The organism is Kibdelosporangium banguiense (assembly GCF_017876405.1).
Taxonomy (GTDB): Bacteria; Actinomycetota; Actinomycetes; order Mycobacteriales; family Pseudonocardiaceae; genus Kibdelosporangium; species Kibdelosporangium banguiense.
Genome location: NZ_JAGINW010000001.1, coordinates 5127276 through 5145016, shown reverse-complemented (window position 1 = coordinate 5145016; position 17741 = coordinate 5127276). Strand labels below are relative to the sequence as shown.

Sequence of the window (17741 nt, the reverse complement as noted above, 5' to 3'; positions counted from 1 at the left end):
TCCTCCTTGCCGAGGGTCAGGCAGCCGGCCGGAGCTGTTGCAGCCCGGCCACGACCACGATCACGAATCCCTTGATGAGCAGCTGGATGTCGTTGTTCACACCGTTGAGCGACAGAATGTTGTTCAGTACGCCCAGAAGCAGCGCACCGGCGACCGTGCCCAGCACGGAACCCCGGCCGCCGGCCAGGCTGGTCCCGCCGATCACCACGGCCGCGATGGCGTCGAGTTCGTAGCCGATGCCGTCGTTGGGGCTGCCCTGGTTGAGCTGGCCCGCGTGGATGATCCCGGCCAATGCGGTGAGCAGCCCGCAGATTCCGAACACGATGATCTTCACTCGGGTGACCGGGACACCGGACAGCCGGGCAGCCTTCTCGTTGCCGCCGATGGCATAGACGTGCCGAGAGAACGCCGTGCCCCGCAGGAAAAGGATTGCCGCGACCGCGATCACGATGAAGATCAGCGCCGGAATCGGTACCAGCCCGTTGAATGTCCGTTCACCGAGCAACGAGAACGTCATCGGCGCCTCACCGGGACCGTCGCCGTACGCGATCGCGACGCCTTGACCGCCCGACCAGATCCGCGCCAGCCCACGCGCGATCTGCAGTCCGGCAAGCGTGACGATGAACGCCTGGATCTTGAACACCGCCGACGCCACGCCCTGCAGCAACCCGAAGACCAGACCGACCAGCAGTACGATCGACACCGCCGGGACCAGGCCGAAGTCGTTCTCCACCAACAGAACCGCGGATCCGACGGCGGCCAGGCCGAGCAGCGCGCCGACCGACAGGTCGATCCCGCCGATCAGGATCACGAACGTCATCCCGACCGCGATGATCCCGATCTCGGACACCGCGCGCACCACGTTGAACAGGTTCCCGCTGGACAGGAACACCAGGTCGCCGTTGCGGCTGGGCGAGAACACGATCGCCGCGACGAACACGGCGACCAGCCCGAACAGGCTCTGGAACTGGAACACCATCGACAGGACACTCGGCCGCCTGACTGCTACGAAGTCCGTGGTCTCCTGCATCTGTTTTGTCACAGCGGCACGACCTCCCCCATCGAAGCGGCGAGCAGGTCGGCCTCACCGGCATGTGCCGTCGTCAGTTCGGCGACAGTGCGCCCGCCGCGCAGGACGATCACCCGGTCGCAGACCCCCACGAGCTCCGCCAGCTCGGAAGACGCGAGCAGCACACCGATGCCGCGTTGCGCGGCTTTGCCCAGCAACTGGTAGATCTCGGCTTTCGCACCCACGTCGACACCGCGGGTCGGCTCGTCGAGCAGCAGCAGATCCGGCTCGGTGAGCAGCATCCGGCCGAAGACGACCTTCTGCTGGTTGCCGCCGGACAGGGTGGCCACTGCCGAGTACACGGTCGCCAGCTTCACCCCGAGCTCCCGGACGATCTTGCGGGTCTGACCGACCTCGGAGCGGCGCGGCACCACGCCGAGCCGGGCAATTCTGTCCACAATGGATAACACAGTGTTCGCGAGGACCGAATGATCCAGGCAGAGCCCGGAGATCCGGCGGTCCTCGGGGACGTAGACCAGTCCCAGCCGGATCGCGTGCCGGGGGTTTCGCGGCCGGACAGGGCGGCCGTTGACGAACATCTGGCCGGTCCAGCGCCTGCCCGCGCCGAACAGCGTCTCCAGCAGCTCTGTCCGGCCGGACCCCAGCAGTCCGGCCAGGCCGACGATCTCGCCGCGCCGGACCGTGAGGCTGATCCCGGCCGGATCGCGGCGGCCGGGCCGCGACCGGGGCACGACAAGGTCGTTGACCTCAAGCAGTTTCTCGCCGGCCTCGTCGGTGTGGTGCGCGGTGAACATCGTCCGCACCGGACGTCCGATCATCGCCTCAGCGGCCTGGTCCGCGGTCATGTCCCTGGCGTCGAACTGCGCCACCACCGAGCCGTTGCGCAGGACCGTTGCCCGGTCGGCGATCCGGCCGATCTCGTCCATCCGATGGGAGATGTAGACGATTGCGGTGCCACCCCGGCGCAGCTCGGCAATGGCGGTGAACATCCGGTCGACCTCAGCGGAAGACAGCGCGGACGTCGGCTCGTCCATGATCAGGACCTTGGCGTCGAGCGACAACGCCTTGGCGATACTGACAAGTTGTTGCTCGCCGGTCCGTAGCTCACCGACCATCCGTCGCGGGTCGAGGTCGATTCCGGTGCGGCGTAACAGATCGCGGGTCTCACGGGTCATCGCGCGACGGTCCAGCGTGCGTAACCGGGTGCGGGGTTCACGCCCCAGGAAGATGTTCTCCGCGACCGAGAGCCCCGGCACGAGGTCGAGTTCCTGGTGGATCATGGCGATCCCGGCTTTCTGCGCGTCAGCCGGACTGTGGAAACGCACGGCGTGACCGGCCACAGTGATCTCACCGCTGTGGTCGGTCACATCGCCGCAGAGCACGCGCATCAGCGTCGACTTGCCCGCGCCGTTCTCACCAAGCAGGGCATGCACTTCGCCGGAGTGCACAGTGAAATCCACGTCGTGGCAAGCCCTCACCCCGCCGTAGGACTTGCCGATCCGGACCAGTTCAACCAGTGGCACGACGCCGTTGTCCATCCACAACCCTCGCCAGGAGGCCGAGAAAACGATTACTCGCGACGCTAGGGAGGACCCCGCGACGTGTCAAGAGCAGACAGATCGATTACAGGTTGGTTGTTATCCGACAACCGCCCGGCCACGGGCCGAGAGCCGGTAGCCGACTTCGAGGCTCTCGGTGAGGCCCAGGTCCTTGAGCTTGCGGACGTCCGCTTTGAACGGCCGCGTCTCCAGGCCCAGCCGCGCGGCGAGAGCGGGCGCGCGCACACCCGGGTTCTCGGCGATCAGCCTGAGCACAGTGAGGGTCCACGGTCCACGCCTGCTTCGCTCGTCCATCCGGCGCAACCGGTCCCGGATCTCGCCGAACTCCGCCACGTCCGGCACAGACTCCCGCAGCGACACCCGCGGGTCCTCGCCGACGAACCGCAACTCGACCCGATAGACGTCACCTTCCCGGCCTGCCAGGAACGCGGTCAACTCCGAGAGGGTCCGATAGCCCGCTTGACGGGCGTCCTTGGCCGTGATCCGCCGCAACGCGACCGGCTCGACGCTCACGACAGCCAGTACGCCGACCGCGGTCCGTAGCATTCCGCCCGCCTTGACAGTCGGTCTGCGCCAGCGACGAAACGCCAGTGTGACGTCGCCGCTGCGGATCGCCTCCAGGACGTTCAGCCTGATCAGCATCGCCGCACCTCTCGACAGAGCACCCTCCGCCCGGCATAGTGGGAAGAGTTGCACACACCGTGTTGAACTATGTGCGATCTGTATTCATCTTCGTGAAATTCTTCACAAACCCGCACGAACCCGCACATCCGCGCTAGTCTATGCGCATGAGCATCGCGCTGGAGACGGTTTTGGCCAAAGCGGGGCTACGCGTCACCCCCGGTGAGTTCCTGGGCCTGGTCGAGGACGCGGCACGGCGGCTTTCGCCACCCAACCCGAACCCGGCCGAGTACTTCTCGGCCGACCAGCGGGAGACACTCACCGAAGTGGGCCTCGACCTGCACCCCCGCCGCCCGGACGAAGTCGATTCCCGGGCCAGGACGGTGGCCGCGCAGGCCGTTCTGCGGGACTCGGCGCTGACTGTGTCCGACGCGGCGGCCACGGTCGGTGTGGACACCAGCCGCATCCGGCACAGGCTCGCAGCCGGGCGGCTCGTCGGCTGGAAGGACCGTGGCGGGTGGCGACTTCCTGCCTGGCAGTTCACCGGCTCAGGCGTGCTGCCGGGCCTGGAGACCGTGCTGGCGGCACTGCCGATCGACCAGCCCCCGCTCGTGGTCGCGGCATTCATGACCACCCCGCAGGAAGACCTCGTGCTCGGCGGCGAACCGGGTACACCCCGGCAGTGGCTGCTGGCCGGCGGTGATCCCGATAGGGTTGCGGCGCTAGCCGCCGTCCTCGGAACCCCGGCGTGACGGCAGGACGACTGACAGGCTGACGACAGAAACGTATGGCTCGGCTCCCCCAGCCACCAACTCCGGCTGCGCTCAGATCACTGCTGCGGGTCGACGAGGACGTGGTCGCTGTACACAGCGGCACGCGCCTGGTCCGGATCTTCGCGGCGGGCGGCGCACACCGGCAGCGGTGGAACTCCTTCCGGTACACCGGCCCGTTGCCGCACGGCCGGTTCGACCCGCACCCGCTCGGCCCGGAGGGCCGCCCGGCCGACAGCCCCGGCAACGGCGTGCTGTACTTCGGCCTCTCGGTGCGCACGAGCCTCGCCGAGGTCTTCCAGTCGACATCCATCGTGGACAGGTCGACCAGACGGCCGCACCTGGTGGTCTTCCGGCCCCAGCGCACGTTACGCCTGCTGGACCTGTCCGGGCTCTGGCCGACCCGCGCCGGTGCCTCCCAGGAGATCAGCAGCGGCTCGAAAACCGTGACGCAGACGTGGGCACGCGCCATCCGCACGGCACATCCCGAGCTGGACGGCGTCTGGTACCGCTCCTCGATGGACATGGGCGAACCGGCGATCTGCCTGTTCGACCCGCCCGCGGGCACCGCCATCCCGCCCGCGCCGGACATGCTGCTGCCGCTGGACCACCCCGGCCTTGACCTGCCGTTGGGCCGGATCTGCGAAGAGCTGAACTACACGCTGCTCGGCTAGCCGAGGTGGCGGGACCACCATTCGAGCACGGCCTCGAACCGCTCGGCCCTGTGCCTGGGCTGGCCGGAACGGGTCAGCTCATGGCCTTCGCCGGGGAACAGCAGGAATTCGACGGGCGTGCCCTGCCGGTGCAGCGCCACGAACATGCGCTGGCCCTGTTCGACCGGGCAGCGCCAGTCGTGTTCGGAGTGCACGACCGCGAACGGGATCCTGATCTGGCCCGCGTGCGTCAACGGGCTCGTCTTGAGCTGGGTCTCCAGGTCGGTGCCGACGTAGCTCTCGGTGAACCCCCAGCCGATGTCCGAGCTGCCCGAGAACGAATCCCAGGCGTTGACGGCACGTTCGCTCCAGGCGGCACGGAAACGCTGCCCATGGTGGGCGGCGAGCCAGCTGGTCATGAAACCGCCGTAGGAACCGCCCATCACGCCCACTCGGGACGAATCCAGCTCCGGCAGCTCCAAAGCCTTGTCCAGAACCGACAAAACGTCGTCGACATCGACCGTGCCGAAGGCGTGCACGATCGCTCGGCCGTGTGCCTCGCCGTAACTCGCCGAACCGCGGGGATTCGGCAGGACGACGGCATATCCGGCGGACGCGTACACCTGGGCCTCGTCGAAGAAACCCCATCCGTGAAACGCGTAAGGCCCGCCGTGCACGGCCAGCAGCACCGGGTGCGGGCCTGGGCCCTCAGGGAGCACGACCCAGCCATGCGAGGGGTAGCCGTCCGGCGATTCGCCGTCGATCTCCCGGATCTCGCATAAACCACTGGCCCGCAACGGCTCGGAGAAATCCGCCAGAACCGTGCCCGCGAACTCGACCCGGCCGGTGCTGTCCGGAGTGGACACAATGGTGACCACACGGGAGCCGTCCACCGCGAAATCCTTGAGCTTGCCGCGCGCGCCCGCGAGCAATTCGGTGTCCGCCAACGTGACCGATTCCCCGGACAACGCGACCGACCGGAGTTCCACCGCACCGCGGTTGCTGACACCGAAAAGCACAGCGGAATCCGTCAGCTGCGGGGTTATGTCCTCGCAGTCCACGCTTTCCACATCGGTCAGCCGCCGGGCGGTGGCCGGTTTGTCCACTGTGAACGGCGCGGTCCACAGGCCGGTGTTCGCCACAGCCGTGAAATCCCCGTCGAACGAACGCCCGGTGAACACCAGGAACCCGTCACCTGCGGTGATCTGGAATGCGTCGCCTTCGGTCCGGACGACTGGATTCGGGGAACCGCCGGATGCCGGGATGGCGAACACGTCTCGCCGCTGCGTCTGCGGGCTGTCCGCCCAGTCCGGCGGCGCGGCCACGACCAGATACGCACCATCGGGTGTCCACGCGGGCCGGCCGATATCGGCAGCACCCCCAGCGAGTTCGGTCACCTCACCGGCCAGATCGGTGACGAACAATCGTGGCAGCCGGTCGAGAATGAATCCGACGTCATCCCATCGGTAATCCAGCCGCGTGATCCGGCGGAACGACTCGGACTGCGCAGGCACCGAAGACGAATAGCGGCCCTGTTGGGGAATCCGGGCCAGGAACGCGATCCGGCCGGAATCCGGCGACCACACCGGGGCCTGGACGCCCAGCGGTAGATCATCCGCTTTTGTCAGGGCACGTGCGTCGCCGCCGTCGGTGGGCTGCACGTAGAGCTGCGGCCGGTCCTCAGTCGAGGTCCGGCGGAGGAACGCGACCCACTTGCCGTCCGGTGAGATCTCCGGCGCCGCGTCGCTGTAGCCGTACGTCCAGGGCCTGGTGCCGGAACCGTCGAGGGCGACCCGATGCAGGCCACCGAGATAGGTGTTGTCCGCCAGTACGGGGCGAGTCGCCGCCACCAGCAGCAACTCACCCCGCAGGCTGACCGAGTCGGGAACCGTCAGCAGCTCGATGTCACCAGGACGCACGCAGCCGACGCTACCCGATCATTAGCCAAGCTCACGACCCGTCTTTCGGCCGTTCAGCTGGAAGTCGTAACCTCCGCAGGCTCCTTCTTGCCGGCATTGTCCCGCCTGGTCTTGAGCAGGCTGGCGATCGTGGTGATGGCCAGCACACCCACGATCACGCTGAGCGACACCGTGATGTTCGGCACCCAGACGTTGACGTGCTCACCGCCGTTGATGAACGGCAGCTCGTTGGAGTGCAGCGCCTCGAGCACCAGCTTCACACCGATGAAGGCCAGGATCGCGGCCAGCCCGATCTGCAGGTACACCAGCTTGTTGAGCAGACCGCCCAGCAGGAAGTACAGCTGGCGCAGGCCCATCAGGGCGAACGCGTTGGCCGAGAAGACCAGGAACGGTTCCTTGGTCAGGCCGAAGATCGCCGGGATGGAGTCGACCGCGAACAGCAGGTCCGCGGTACCGATCGCCACCATCACGATGAACATCGGCGTGACCATGCGCTTGCCGGCGACCCGCACGAACGACTTCGCACCGTGGTAGTCGTCGGTGACCGGCAGGAACTTGCGCGCCAGCTTCGTGGCGCCGTTCTCCTTGTACTCCTCTTCCTCCTCAGCGTGGTTCTGCTTGAGGAACGTGTACGCGGTGTAGATCAGGAAGGCACCGAACAGGAAGAAGACCCAGCTGAACTCGGCGATCACGGCCGCGCCCAGGAAGATGAAGATGCTGCGCATCGCCAGGGCCAGCAGGATGCCGATCAGCAGGACCTTGTGCTGGTGGATCGCGGGCACCTTGAACGCACCCATGATCACCAGGAAGACGAAGAGGTTGTCCACCGACAGCGAGTACTCGGTGATGTACCCGGCGAAGAACTCACCGGCGGGCTGGCCTCCGGCGAAGTACCAGAGCCCCAGGCCGAACACCACGGCACACGCGACGTAGAAGGTCACCCAGCGGGCGGCCTCACCGATAGTCACCTCATGTGGCTTTCGATCCACGATGACCAGATCGATGGCGAGCAGGATCAGAAGTCCTGCGATCGTCGCGATCCACAACCACACGGGCACACTCATTGATCACCTCCGGATAGGCGGGCACAGCCGACCAACCGGAGGTCTCTCCCGCCGGTGCTCACATGCACACCGACCGACGGCGCCGGGCTCATTACCACTGGTCCAGCGGTCGAGATCCGTGTTGACGACACCGCCGCGAAGGAATACTCCCCTCCACTGCAGCCCTCATTGTCCCCATCGGCCCGCTCCAGCGCCAGACGGAGTCGCCCATCCGGTTGTTGTTCTTGGTCACACCGCCCGTTCGGCGGTATTTGGCCGCACACTTGGTCACCCACAGCAAGTTCTCAGCAACGCTCCAATACGGTTCGCAGGTGCCCCGAATGTCCAAAAACCAACTCCGATGGCTGGCGTCCGCGCTGGTCGCCGTGATAGTCGCGGCCGGAGCCCTGATCTGGGTGAACAGCGGCAGCGACGGCCCGGTGATCAAGACCGAGGACCGGATGGTCCCGGCAGGCGAGTCCCAGGGCAGGCCAGTCCAGCTGGACACCACGCTCTATCTACCGGAACAGACCCCTGCGCCCGCTGTGCTTGTGGCGCATGGGTTCGGCGGGAGCAAAGAGAGCGTCGACGGTGACGCCCGTGAACTCGCCGCGCGGGGCTTTGTCGTGCTGACGTGGTCGGCGCGCGGTTTCGGCCGCAGCACCGGCCAGATCGCGCTGAACGCACCGGACGCCGAAGTCGCTGACACCAGCCTGCTGGTGACCGAACTCGCCAAGCGCCCCGAGGTGCAAAAGGACGGTGACAACGACCCGAGGGTCGGTATCACCGGCGGTTCCTACGGTGGCGCCATTTCTCTGCTGGCAGCCGGTTACGACAAGCGCATCGACGCGTTGGCTCCTGTCATCACGTACAACGACCTGTCCCAGGCGTTGATTCCCAACTCGGCGACCGCCGCCCAGGTGCCCAACACCCCGTCGGCCAACGCGTTCGCCGACCAGGGCGTGTTCAAACGGTCCTGGGCCGGCGTCTTCTTCGCCGCGGGCATGGGCGGGGCGGGCTTCGCCAACCCGAACGCCGAAGCCGCCGAACCCGGCACGGACAACGACGAGCAGCTCGACGCGCAGAACCCCGCGGCCGCGGCGGCCGCCGGTTCGGACCCGCAAGGTGGCGGAATGCCTGGCAGGCGCGGCGCCCCAACCGGGGAAACGGGCCCGTGCGGCCGGTTCACCGCACAGATCTGCGCGGCCTACACGGAACTGGCCACCACCGGGCGTGCCAGCCAGCAGACCATCGACCTGCTCAAGTCGGTGTCGCCGTCGTCGGTCACCAGCCGGATCACCCAGCCGGCCATGATCGTGCAGGGCGAGCAGGACACGCTGTTCGGCCTGGACCAGTCCGATGCCACCGCGCGGCAGATCGCGCAGGCGGGCGGCAAGGTCAAGGTGGTCTGGTACGCCGGCGGCCACGACGGCGGCCGGCCGGGCTCGAGCCTGCGCTCAGAGATCGCCGACTGGTTCGACTTCCACCTGCGCGGCAAGGGAAGCGACCCGGGCACCAGCTTCGAGTACGCGGTACAGGGCGCGCTGCGTGCCCAGGGGACACCGAACGTCCGCACCATCACCGCGCCGACGTACCCAGGCCTGACCGGTGGGTCGCAGACCGAACGGCGACCGGTCACTTTGAACGGTCCACAACAGATGGTCGTCAACCCGCCGGGCGGCAACCCGGGGTCGATCACCAGCATGCCGGGCCTCGGTTCGGTGGTGGCGGGATCGTCCCGGCTGGCCAGCCAGCTCGCGATCGACCTGCCCGGCCAGGTGGCCCGGTTCTCCAGCGAGCCGTTGACCAGCCAGCTGCTGATCAGTGGCGCGTCCACTGTGCGGCTTCGAGTCGAGGGCGTGCCAGGGCAGCCGTTGCCGGCCGACGGCGTCGTGCTGTTCGCGAAGCTCTTCGACGTCGGTCCGACCGGAACGCGCACGCTGCCTGCTTCGGCAGTGTCGCCGCTGCGGATCACGCAGCTGCCGGCGGACGTCACGGTCACGCTGCCGGGCATCGTCCGGCCGATCGAGGCGGAGCACCGCATCGAGGTCGCGGTCACCACGACCGACCAGGCCTACGCCGTGCCCTCCCAACCGGCCGCGTTCACGGTCTCGTTGGCGGACAACGCCTTGCAGGTCCCGATCGTGCCGGGCACCAGGTCGACCCAGACCCCGCCGATGTTCGCGCTGATCGGGATCGGCGTCGTGATCGGGCTCGCGGTCATCGTGGCGATCATCGCCGCGATCCGGCGTCGCCGGGCCGATGACGTCGACCCTTCGCTGACCGATGTCCCGTTGGTGATCGAAGGGCTGGCCAAGTCGTACCCCGGCGGTCTGCGCGCGGTGGACAACCTGTCGTTCCGGGTGGAGAAAGGCCAGGTCCTCGGCCTGCTCGGGCCCAACGGCGCGGGCAAGACGACGTCGTTGCGGATGCTGATGGGCCTGATCCAGCCGACCGAGGGCAGTATCCGGGTCTTCGGCCACAAGGTCTACTCGGGCGCGCCGGTGCTCTCGCGCATCGGGTCGTTCGTGGAAGGTTCGGGCTTCCTGCCGCACCTGTCGGGCGAGATGAACCTGAAGCTCTACTGGGCGGCCACCGGCCGGCCGGACGAGCAGGCCCACTTCGACGAGGCGATCGAGATCGCCGGCCTGGGCCACGCGGTCCGCCGCAAGGTCCGGACCTACAGCCAGGGCATGCGCCAGCGGCTGGCGATCGCGCAGGCCATGCTCGGCCTGCCCGACATGCTCGTGCTCGACGAACCGACCAACGGGCTCGACCCGCCCCAGATCCACCAGATGCGCGAGGTCCTCAAGCGCTACGCGGCCACCGGCCGGACAGTCCTGGTCTCCAGCCACCTGCTCGCCGAGGTGGAACAGGCCTGCACGCACGTGGTCGTGATGCACCGCGGCAAACTCGTCGCAGCCGGCGAGGTCGCGGACATCGCGGCAGTCGGCGGCGAAGCCACCTTCCGCGTCGACCAGCCGGACGAGGCCGCTTCGGTGCTGCGTGCGTTGTCCGGCGTGACAGACGTGGTGGTGGAGGGCCGTCAGGTGCACGCCAACCTGGACGGGACTCCGCGCTCCGACGCACTCGGCGCCCTGGTCAAGGCCGGTGTCGCAGTGGAGCAGGCCGGTCCGCGCCGTCGCCTCGAGGACGCGTTCCTCGAGCTGGTCGGGGAGAACAAAGCATGAGTATTTCTGCCATATCCCCTATAGGTATGCCCCCACCCATCCCAGGGGGGCGACCCCTGGCCATTCTATCGCTGGTAGGGGCTTGGGTGAGGGTTGTGCGGGTGCGAGACGGTGCGAATGGGCCGTTCGCACTGGGATCACTGGGATGGCTTAACGAGCCCAGCTTGTGTGGAGAGGGCGCATGAGTCAGAACAACGTCCATACTGATCCGTCCGCCATCGGTGCGATGGAGGAAGCGGCGTCGCACGAGCATCTCAAGGTGGCGCCGGACGGCTCGGTCGTCGGATACAAGGCGAGCCGGACTCTGCGGCTGCGCGTCGAACTGATGCGGCAGTTGCGCAGGCGGCGGACTCAGCTGATGCTGGGCCTGCTGGTGCTGTTGCCGATCGTGCTGGTGATCTCGTTCGAGATCGGGCAGAGCAACCCCAACCGCAGGCAGGGCGGGTTCGTCGATCTGGCCACGGCCAGCGCGCCGAACTTCGTGGTATTCGCGCTGTTCGTGTCGGGCACGTTCCTGCTGCCGATGATCGTGGCGATCTTCTTCGGCGACACGATCGCCAGTGAGGCGTCCTGGTCGAGCCTGAAGTACCTGCTGGCGATGCCGATTCCCCGCAACCGGCTGATCCGGCAGAAGGCGATCGCGTCCGGGATCCTGTCGATGTTCGCGCTGCTGTTGCTGCCGACGGTGTCGCTGCTCATCGGGATCATCTGGTACGGCGCGGGAGAAGCGGTCAGCCCGACCGGTGACGCGGTGTCGTTCTCCGACGGCGTGATGGCGATCTACGCCGCGACGATCTACATCGCGATCAACCTGCTGTGGGTCGCCGCGCTCGCGCTGTTCCTGTCGGTGTCCACGGACGCGCCGCTCGGCGCGGTCGGTGGCACGGTCCTGGTGGCGATCATCTCGCAGATCCTCGACCAGATCACCGCGCTGGAGGACCTGCGCAACTACCTGCCGACGCACTACGCGTTCGCCTGGTCGGACCTGATCTCCACCGATATCGACTGGTCGGAGATGACCAGGGGCGCGTTCTCGGCGGTGTGTTTCGCCGCGTTCTTCGCGTTCCTGGCTGTCCGCCGCTTCACGCGCAAGGACGTCACCAGCTGACAACGTCGCGGGGGTGGCCGTCCCGCCACCCCCGCTTCGCCTCAGGCTCGCGCGTCAGAGCACACCTCCAGAGCGCTCTGCGAACGCAAGCCTGACGGCCGTAGTCACGAGCGCGAGTATGCCCAAACCGAACAGCCGTTATGCGACAAAAAGGCGCAGTGACAGCAAGTTGCAGGCGCGTGTTGCAGCAAACTGCCAGGCCGGCTAGCAGGCCAGGTGGGCGTTCACCCAGTCGGCATGATCGAAGTTCTTGCCATCTCCGCCGTCGGACACGTGCAACGACAGGACCTGAACGCTGGCGAGATCCACAGCGATCGGCGCCGCGGGAGTCCCGGTCCGCATCACGCCTGTTTCGCCGAGCACCCGGCCGTCCCCGACAACTTGGAACGCCACCGACCCCGGCGAGGTCGTCTCGTCGTCAAGCCCGACCGACGCGGTGAACGTCCGGCAGGTACCGCCCAACGAGATCACGACGTCGGACACCGCGTGTACACCGAGGCCTTTGGCGTACGTGGTTCCAGCGACAGTCAGCGTCCGGCCGTCACCACCGCCCGTCTCGCCGTTGGACATGTCCCGCTCGACTGGGCCCCAGCCGTTGGTCGCACTGTCGAAGGGCAAGTCACTCACATAGGCGCTGCCGGTGAGCGGCACGAGACCCCGCACAGTCCTGGCCACGTGAACTCGCGGGAAGTCCGGCACCTGATACTCGGCGGCAATGGGAACCTCGAAGCCGCCGGAGCTCACGTTCGCCGGTACCGTGATAGTCCATCGTGCATTGAGGACAGCATTCGGCCGGAGAACCGTCGCGGTGACGGGAGCGCCCGTGACAGTCCAGCCAGCCGGCACGCTTGGTTTGAGTTCGACGTCCGTCAACGGGCGCATCGAACTGTTCGTGAACGAACCTGTCACCTCGAAACTCGATCCGGGCGTGACAGTGACCGAGCCGGCCGGAGTGACCGTTAACGAAGTGTCCGGGACCTGGGCAATCGGCTGGTAGCAACTCGTCCGCCCAGGCGTCACCGGACAGATGACCGCCGCGAACCCACCGTTTTCCGGCACCGGCACAGACAGCGTGTCCGCGGACGAATGCACAGAAGTCGTACGCACGACGTCACTTCGCCCACTGCCATCCTTGATCGTCTCCACGAGCCAGGAGCCTGATCCGAGGAAACTCAGCGGCACCGTCATCGTCCTGGCCCCACCCAAGGCGATCCCGCCGACGAACCATCGATCACCGTTGCGCCGCGCGAACACCGCGGACTCGCCTGGGAAGCCGTTGACCAGTTCGGTCTGATGCCACACAGTCGGCACCTGGTTCAGGAAGCGCAACGCCTCCGGGAACCGGCCGTATGCCTCAGGTTTGTCGGCGAAATGCGTCCAGCCGGACTCGAACACCACCGGCAGGGCGATCTCGTGTGCGATCGACGCGACCCTCGGACCGACTTCCAGCGACACCGGCGTGAAGTCCATGGACCCAACGACATTGCGCGTGAACGGCTGAATGGGATTGCCATTCGGCTGCGGCAACTGCTCGGCGCCGTGAACAGCCTCCATGGTCAGCAGATGCGGCCATGCCCTGGCCAGACCGTGCGGAATCGTCGACCCATGGAAGTTGATCATCAGATGGCGTTGCGCGGTCTCGGCGAGGATGGCGTCGTAGAACTGATACCGGGACTGGCTGTCGGACTCCATGAAGTCGACCTTGACGCCCTTGACACCCCACGCCTGCAGCAAGTCGAATTCCCGCTTGCGCTCATCCGCGGTGTCCACACTGTTCCAGTGATACCAGAGCAGAATGTCGACGCCCTTGGCCCGTGCGTACCTCGTCAGCTCAGGCACCCACTGGCTGCTCCAGCCCTCGTCGACAAGCGCGTACGGCCAGCCATTGCGCGCGGCAAAGTCCACATAGACCCTTTGCCGCTCGAAGTCACTGGGACTGCTGTGTTCCGACAACCACGACCACGCGACCTTCCCCGGCCGGATCCAGCTCGTGTCGGAGATCCTGGACGGATCAGCCAGGTCGTCGACCAGTGTCGACTCGGTGACCGTGGCCAGATCCCCCACGATCATGGTGCGCCACGGCCCGATCCGCGCACCCAGCACCCGTTGGTCCTTCAGCTGAACCTGATATCTGCCACCGCCGGTGTGCACAAGCGAGCTGCCCGCATACCGTCCATCCACATTGGATTCAGTCAGCAGAACGAAATCCTGGCCGATCTGGAACAGGGAGGGATTGCCGTACTCCCGCAGCGCGGCCCCGCCCGCTGTGGTCCGGAACCGCTGGTTCTCATGCTGCGGGCTGTAGTCCATCAACCAAGCGCTTGCGTTGCCTGGTATGGCGAACGCTGACGCCTCACTCAGGACGTCGGTCGCCGCCTGCAGCTCGTACCGATAGGCCACTCCGTCCGGGGCAACCCTCAGGACCAGGTCGAACCGTGCATTTCCCGTGTCGGCAAGGGAAATCCTGGTCTCGGTGTGCTGGACAGCCCGGTCCAGGCGTTTGCCCGTGGTCATCCGGTAGGTCTCGTTCACAACCCTGGTACTTCTGGCCGTTTCCCGCAGCCCGGTCGTGAGGTCCGCGGTCGCGGTGCGAATCCCCAGTGGACTCGCGGGCAGCACCACACGGCCTGCCTTCTGGACAGTCAGTTCGAAGATCCCGGTAGCCGGATTTCGCGAGATGTCGGCGGTGACGTCGCCCGCCGCCGCAGGAGCGGCGATCACAGGCGGACCACTTACGGCTGCGAGAGCCAGAACTCCGGCCAGGACAAGTGTTCCCCGCATGGCAGCAACTCCGTTGTCGATCCGTGGGCGGACGGCAATCGAACAGCATTCATCACAACCACACCCAAGCCAACAGCACCCGCCCATGAGAGCGCAACCACAGACCCGGTGACAAAGCGGACAGAATTCCTGGTATTAGGCCGGAAAATGAACAAAGTCGGCTCGTTCAGCCCGCATCATGACTGCGGCGCAAGGGCCGATCGCAGGTCGGTGTGACCGAAGTCGTCACCAACGAAAAGCAGTGGTTCGCGCGCCACATACGCGGTCGCGTATGTGAAGCAATCACCCATGTTCAGTTTCGCGACATGCCTGCCCTTGCCGAATCGGTAGTAGGCGTCCTGGGCTACTTCGGCATGCTGTGGAGTGAAGGGCACAGTCTCCACAGCGAACCTCTGAACAAACCGAGCGAGATGGCCGCGCCCCTGCACACCACGGCGCGCAAGAAGCACCACGCCTGTCTCCGCCAGAGTCGGAGCCCCGATCCGGACGACATCAGCCCTCACCAGGCTACGCAGCAGATCTTCATGGCCTGGCTCGCCCTGCATGATGGCGATGATCGCCGACGTGTCGACGATCACACACCATCAGGGCCGTAGCCCAGGATCTCCTCACGCTCGGCTTTGGTGATCGGCTTGCCCAACTCGTCGGCGGGAATCTGAGACCAGATCTCGTCCTGGAGAAACTGCCGGGCCTCAGCCATACGCCGGTCGTAGTCACGCTGAGCGGACAGTCGATCCCGTCGCTCACGCAGAGATGTACGAACCGCAGCCGTCTTGCTCTCGCCTGTCAGCTCCGCGACTTCGCTGGCCAGCCGCTCTGTCTCGGCGTCCTTGATGTTCATGGCCATGGTGTAAATGTAACTTACATGGTGTAAAGGTGCACCTTGAGCTACTTGATTCCTGCTGCGTCCATGCCGCGGAGTTCTTTCTTCAGGTCGTGGATTTCGTCGCGGAGGCGGGCGGCCAGTTCGAACTGCAGGTCGCGGGCGGCGTTCATCATCTGGTCGGTGAGTTGCTGGACCAGGTCGGCGAGTTCGGCGCGGGGCATCTTGGTGATGTCGCGGTCGGCCAGGACGCCGGAGCTGCGGCCGCCGGTGCCGGACTTGTTCTTCTCGCCGGTCGGTTTCTTGCCGCGGGAGACGTTGCGGCCGGAGCCGCCGACGGGGACCTCGTCGTCGTCCGCCTCCTGGTAGACGCGGTCGAGGATGTCGGCGATCTTCTTGCGCAGCGGCTGGGGGTCCAGGCCGCGTTCTTCGTTGTACGCAATCTGCTTGGCGCGGCGGCGGTTTGTCTCGTCGATGGCGTGCTGCATCGCGGCGGTGACCTTGTCGGCGTACATGTGGACCTGGCCGGAGACGTTACGGGCGGCACGGCCGATGGTCTGGATCAGGCTTGTGCCTGAGCGCAGGAAGCCTTCCTTGTCCGCGTCGAGGATCGCGACCAGGGAGACCTCGGGCAGGTCCAGGCCTTCACGCAGCAGGTTGATGCCGACCAGCACGTCGTACTCGCCGGTCCGCAGCTGGCGCAGCAGCTCCACGCGCCGCAGCGTATCGACCTCGGAGTGCAGGTACCGGACCCGGATACCGAGCTCCAGCAGGTAGTCCGTCAGGTCCTCGGCCATCTTCTTGGTCAGCGTGGTGACCAGGACGCGCTCGTCCTTCTCCGCGCGCTCCCTGATCTCGCCGACCAGGTCGTCGATCTGGCCCTTGGTCGGTTTGATGATCACCTCGGGGTCGATCAGGCCGGTCGGCCGGATCACCTGCTCGACGAATTCACCACCCGTTTGGCCCATCTCGTACGGGCCGGGGGTTGCCGATAGATAGACGGTCTGACCGATCCGGTCCTGGAATTCCTCCCATGTCAACGGCCTGTTGTCGAGCGCGCTCGGCAGCCGGAAGCCGTGTTCGACCAGGTTGCGCTTACGCGAGGCGTCGCCCTCGTACATGCCGCCGACCTGGGGCACGGTCCCATGCGACTCGTCGATGACCATCAGGAAGTCTTCGGGGAAGTAGTCGATCAGCGTCGCCGGCGCGGACCCCGCCTCCCGGCCGTCGATGTGCCGGGAGTAGTTCTCGATGCCGGAGCAGAAGCCGACCTGCCGCATCATCTCGATGTCGTACGTCGTGCGCATCCGCAGGCGCTGCGCCTCCAGCAGCTTGCCCTGCCGCTCGAACTCCGCCAGCCGCTCCTCGAGCTCCTTCTCGATCGCGACGATCGCCCGCTCCATCCGCTCCGGCCCCGCGACATAGTGCGTGGCCGGGAAGATCCGCAGCGTGTCGACCTCGCGGACGATGTCGCCGGTCAGCGGGTGCAGGTAGTACAGCTTGTCGACCTCGTCGCCGAACAGCTCGATCCGGACCGCGAGCTCCTCGTACGCCGGGATGATCTCGATGGTGTCGCCGCGCACCCGGAAGGTGCCACGCGCGAACGCCAGGTCGTTGCGCGTGTACTGAACATCGACCAGCGCGCGCAGCAGCACCTCGCGCTCGATCTCCGCGCCGACCGTGACCTCGATCGACCGGTCGAGATACGACTGCGGAGTACCGAGGCCGTAAATGCACGACACCGAGGCGACGACGATGACATCCCGCCGCGAGAGCAGGTTCGACGTCGCCGAGTGCCGCAGCCGCTCGACGTCGTCGTTGATCGAGGAGTCCTTCTCGATGTACGTATCCGTCTGCGGGATGTACGCCTCAGGCTGGTAGTAGTCGTAGTAGCTGACGAAGTACTCGACCGCGTTGTGCGGGAAGAACTCGCGCAGCTCGTTGGCCAGCTGGGCGGCCAGCGTCTTGTTCGGCGCGAGCACCAGCGTCGGGCGCTGGATCTTCTCGATCAGCCAGGCCGTGGTGGCCGACTTGCCCGTACCCGTGGCGCCCAGCAGCACGACGTCCTTCTCACCCGCGCCGATCCGGCGATCGAGCTCGGCGATGGCCGCCGGCTGGTCACCGGCAGGCTTGTAGTCACTGACCACCTGGAAGCGGCCGGACGTGCGGGGGATCTCGCTCACCGGCCGGAATTCGGAGTGGGCGAGCACTGGGTACTCAGTCGCGAAAGCCACGACAAAGAC

General features: G+C 66.5%; 13 protein-coding genes. 4 read left to right on the top strand and 9 right to left on the bottom strand.

The genetic code is table 11. The annotated features are described in order from the left end of the window. Positions 1-16: 16 nt before the first annotated feature. The 3 genes from JOF56_RS24405 to JOF56_RS24395 all read right to left on the bottom strand — a co-directional run bounded on the left by JOF56_RS24405 (position 17) and on the right by JOF56_RS24395 (position 3231). Complete coding sequence (locus tag JOF56_RS24405; protein WP_209648451.1) at positions 17-1030, bottom strand: ABC transporter permease; 1014 nt, start codon at positions 1028-1030, stop codon at positions 17-19. A gap of 8 nt (positions 1031-1038) precedes the next feature. Beyond that, entirely contained in the window at positions 1039-2568 is a 1530-nt protein-coding gene (locus tag JOF56_RS24400; protein ID WP_209641855.1) for a sugar ABC transporter ATP-binding protein, read from the bottom strand. A 99-nt stretch (positions 2569-2667) separates the two neighbouring features. Continuing rightward, entirely contained in the window at positions 2668-3231 is a 564-nt protein-coding gene (locus JOF56_RS24395) for an ASCH domain-containing protein (RefSeq protein ID WP_209641854.1), read from the bottom strand. A gap of 146 nt (positions 3232-3377) precedes the next feature. Between JOF56_RS24395 and JOF56_RS24390 the strand changes: the two genes are divergently transcribed. Both JOF56_RS24390 and JOF56_RS24385 read left to right on the top strand, forming a co-directional pair. Next, a complete protein-coding gene (locus JOF56_RS24390) occupies positions 3378-3962 on the top strand; it encodes a DNA-binding protein (protein WP_209641853.1) in 585 nt (194 codons plus the stop codon). A gap of 35 nt (positions 3963-3997) precedes the next feature. Next, the gene (locus JOF56_RS24385; protein WP_209641852.1) at positions 3998-4654 is read left to right on the top strand and encodes an RES family NAD+ phosphorylase; all 657 of its coding nucleotides are present in this window, start codon (positions 3998-4000) and stop codon (positions 4652-4654) included. On the opposite strand, the gene JOF56_RS24380 is transcribed toward JOF56_RS24385, so the two are convergent. Continuing rightward, positions 4651-6552 carry a S9 family peptidase gene (locus JOF56_RS24380; RefSeq protein ID WP_209641851.1) on the bottom strand — a complete coding sequence of 634 codons (1902 nt, stop codon included), beginning with the start codon at positions 6550-6552 and terminating at the stop codon, positions 4651-4653. The genes JOF56_RS24385 and JOF56_RS24380 overlap by 4 nt on opposite strands. Positions 6553-6605: 53 nt before the next feature. Then, positions 6606-7616 (bottom strand): TerC family protein, encoded by a 1011-nt coding sequence (locus tag JOF56_RS24375; RefSeq protein WP_209641850.1) that lies wholly within the window; start codon positions 7614-7616, stop codon positions 6606-6608. A gap of 320 nt (positions 7617-7936) precedes the next feature. On the opposite strand from JOF56_RS24375, the gene JOF56_RS24370 reads away from it, so the two are divergent. Both JOF56_RS24370 and JOF56_RS24365 read left to right on the top strand, forming a co-directional pair. Next, positions 7937-10786 carry an alpha/beta fold hydrolase gene (locus JOF56_RS24370; protein WP_209641849.1) on the top strand — a complete coding sequence of 950 codons (2850 nt, stop codon included), beginning with the start codon at positions 7937-7939 and terminating at the stop codon, positions 10784-10786. A 181-nt stretch (positions 10787-10967) separates the two neighbouring features. Further along, entirely contained in the window at positions 10968-11894 is a 927-nt protein-coding gene (locus JOF56_RS24365) for an ABC transporter permease (RefSeq protein WP_209641848.1), read from the top strand. Between the two features lie 204 nt (positions 11895-12098). Here JOF56_RS24365 and JOF56_RS24360 read toward each other — a convergent pair whose 3' ends face one another. The 4 genes from JOF56_RS24360 to uvrB form a co-directional block, all read right to left on the bottom strand. Then, a complete protein-coding gene (locus JOF56_RS24360; RefSeq protein ID WP_209641847.1) occupies positions 12099-14675 on the bottom strand; it encodes an NPCBM/NEW2 domain-containing protein in 2577 nt (858 codons plus the stop codon). 176 nt (positions 14676-14851) lie between these two features. Next, complete coding sequence (locus JOF56_RS24355; RefSeq protein ID WP_209641846.1) at positions 14852-15253, bottom strand: type II toxin-antitoxin system VapC family toxin; 402 nt, start codon at positions 15251-15253, stop codon at positions 14852-14854. Next, the gene (locus tag JOF56_RS24350) at positions 15250-15522 is read right to left on the bottom strand and encodes a type II toxin-antitoxin system VapB family antitoxin (protein ID WP_209641845.1); all 273 of its coding nucleotides are present in this window, start codon (positions 15520-15522) and stop codon (positions 15250-15252) included. Before JOF56_RS24350 ends, JOF56_RS24355 begins: the two co-directional genes overlap by 4 nt. A 41-nt stretch (positions 15523-15563) precedes the next feature. Further along, positions 15564-17732 carry an excinuclease ABC subunit UvrB gene (gene uvrB, locus JOF56_RS24345; protein WP_209641844.1) on the bottom strand — a complete coding sequence of 723 codons (2169 nt, stop codon included), beginning with the start codon at positions 17730-17732 and terminating at the stop codon, positions 15564-15566. Positions 17733-17741: the final 9 nt, after the last annotated feature.

What these genes read in the sequence shown, in the direction of transcription:
- JOF56_RS24385 (WP_209641852.1), top strand. Translation starts at nt 3,998, where the DNA reads ATGGCTCGGCTCCCCCAGCCACCAACTCCGGCTGCGCTCAGATCACTG.
- JOF56_RS24390 (WP_209641853.1), top strand. Translation starts at nt 3,378, where the DNA reads ATGAGCATCGCGCTGGAGACGGTTTTGGCCAAAGCGGGGCTACGCGTC.
- JOF56_RS24370 (WP_209641849.1), top strand. Translation starts at nt 7,937, where the DNA reads ATGTCCAAAAACCAACTCCGATGGCTGGCGTCCGCGCTGGTCGCCGTG.
- JOF56_RS24405 (WP_209648451.1), bottom strand. Translation starts at nt 1,030, where the DNA reads ATGCAGGAGACCACGGACTTCGTAGCAGTCAGGCGGCCGAGTGTCCTG.
- JOF56_RS24375 (WP_209641850.1), bottom strand. Translation starts at nt 7,616, where the DNA reads ATGAGTGTGCCCGTGTGGTTGTGGATCGCGACGATCGCAGGACTTCTG.
- JOF56_RS24400 (WP_209641855.1), bottom strand. Translation starts at nt 2,568, where the DNA reads ATGGACAACGGCGTCGTGCCACTGGTTGAACTGGTCCGGATCGGCAAG.
- JOF56_RS24365 (WP_209641848.1), top strand. Translation starts at nt 10,968, where the DNA reads ATGAGTCAGAACAACGTCCATACTGATCCGTCCGCCATCGGTGCGATG.
- JOF56_RS24350 (WP_209641845.1), bottom strand. Translation starts at nt 15,522, where the DNA reads ATGGCCATGAACATCAAGGACGCCGAGACAGAGCGGCTGGCCAGCGAA.
- JOF56_RS24360 (WP_209641847.1), bottom strand. Translation starts at nt 14,675, where the DNA reads ATGCGGGGAACACTTGTCCTGGCCGGAGTTCTGGCTCTCGCAGCCGTA.
- JOF56_RS24395 (WP_209641854.1), bottom strand. Translation starts at nt 3,231, where the DNA reads ATGCTGATCAGGCTGAACGTCCTGGAGGCGATCCGCAGCGGCGACGTC.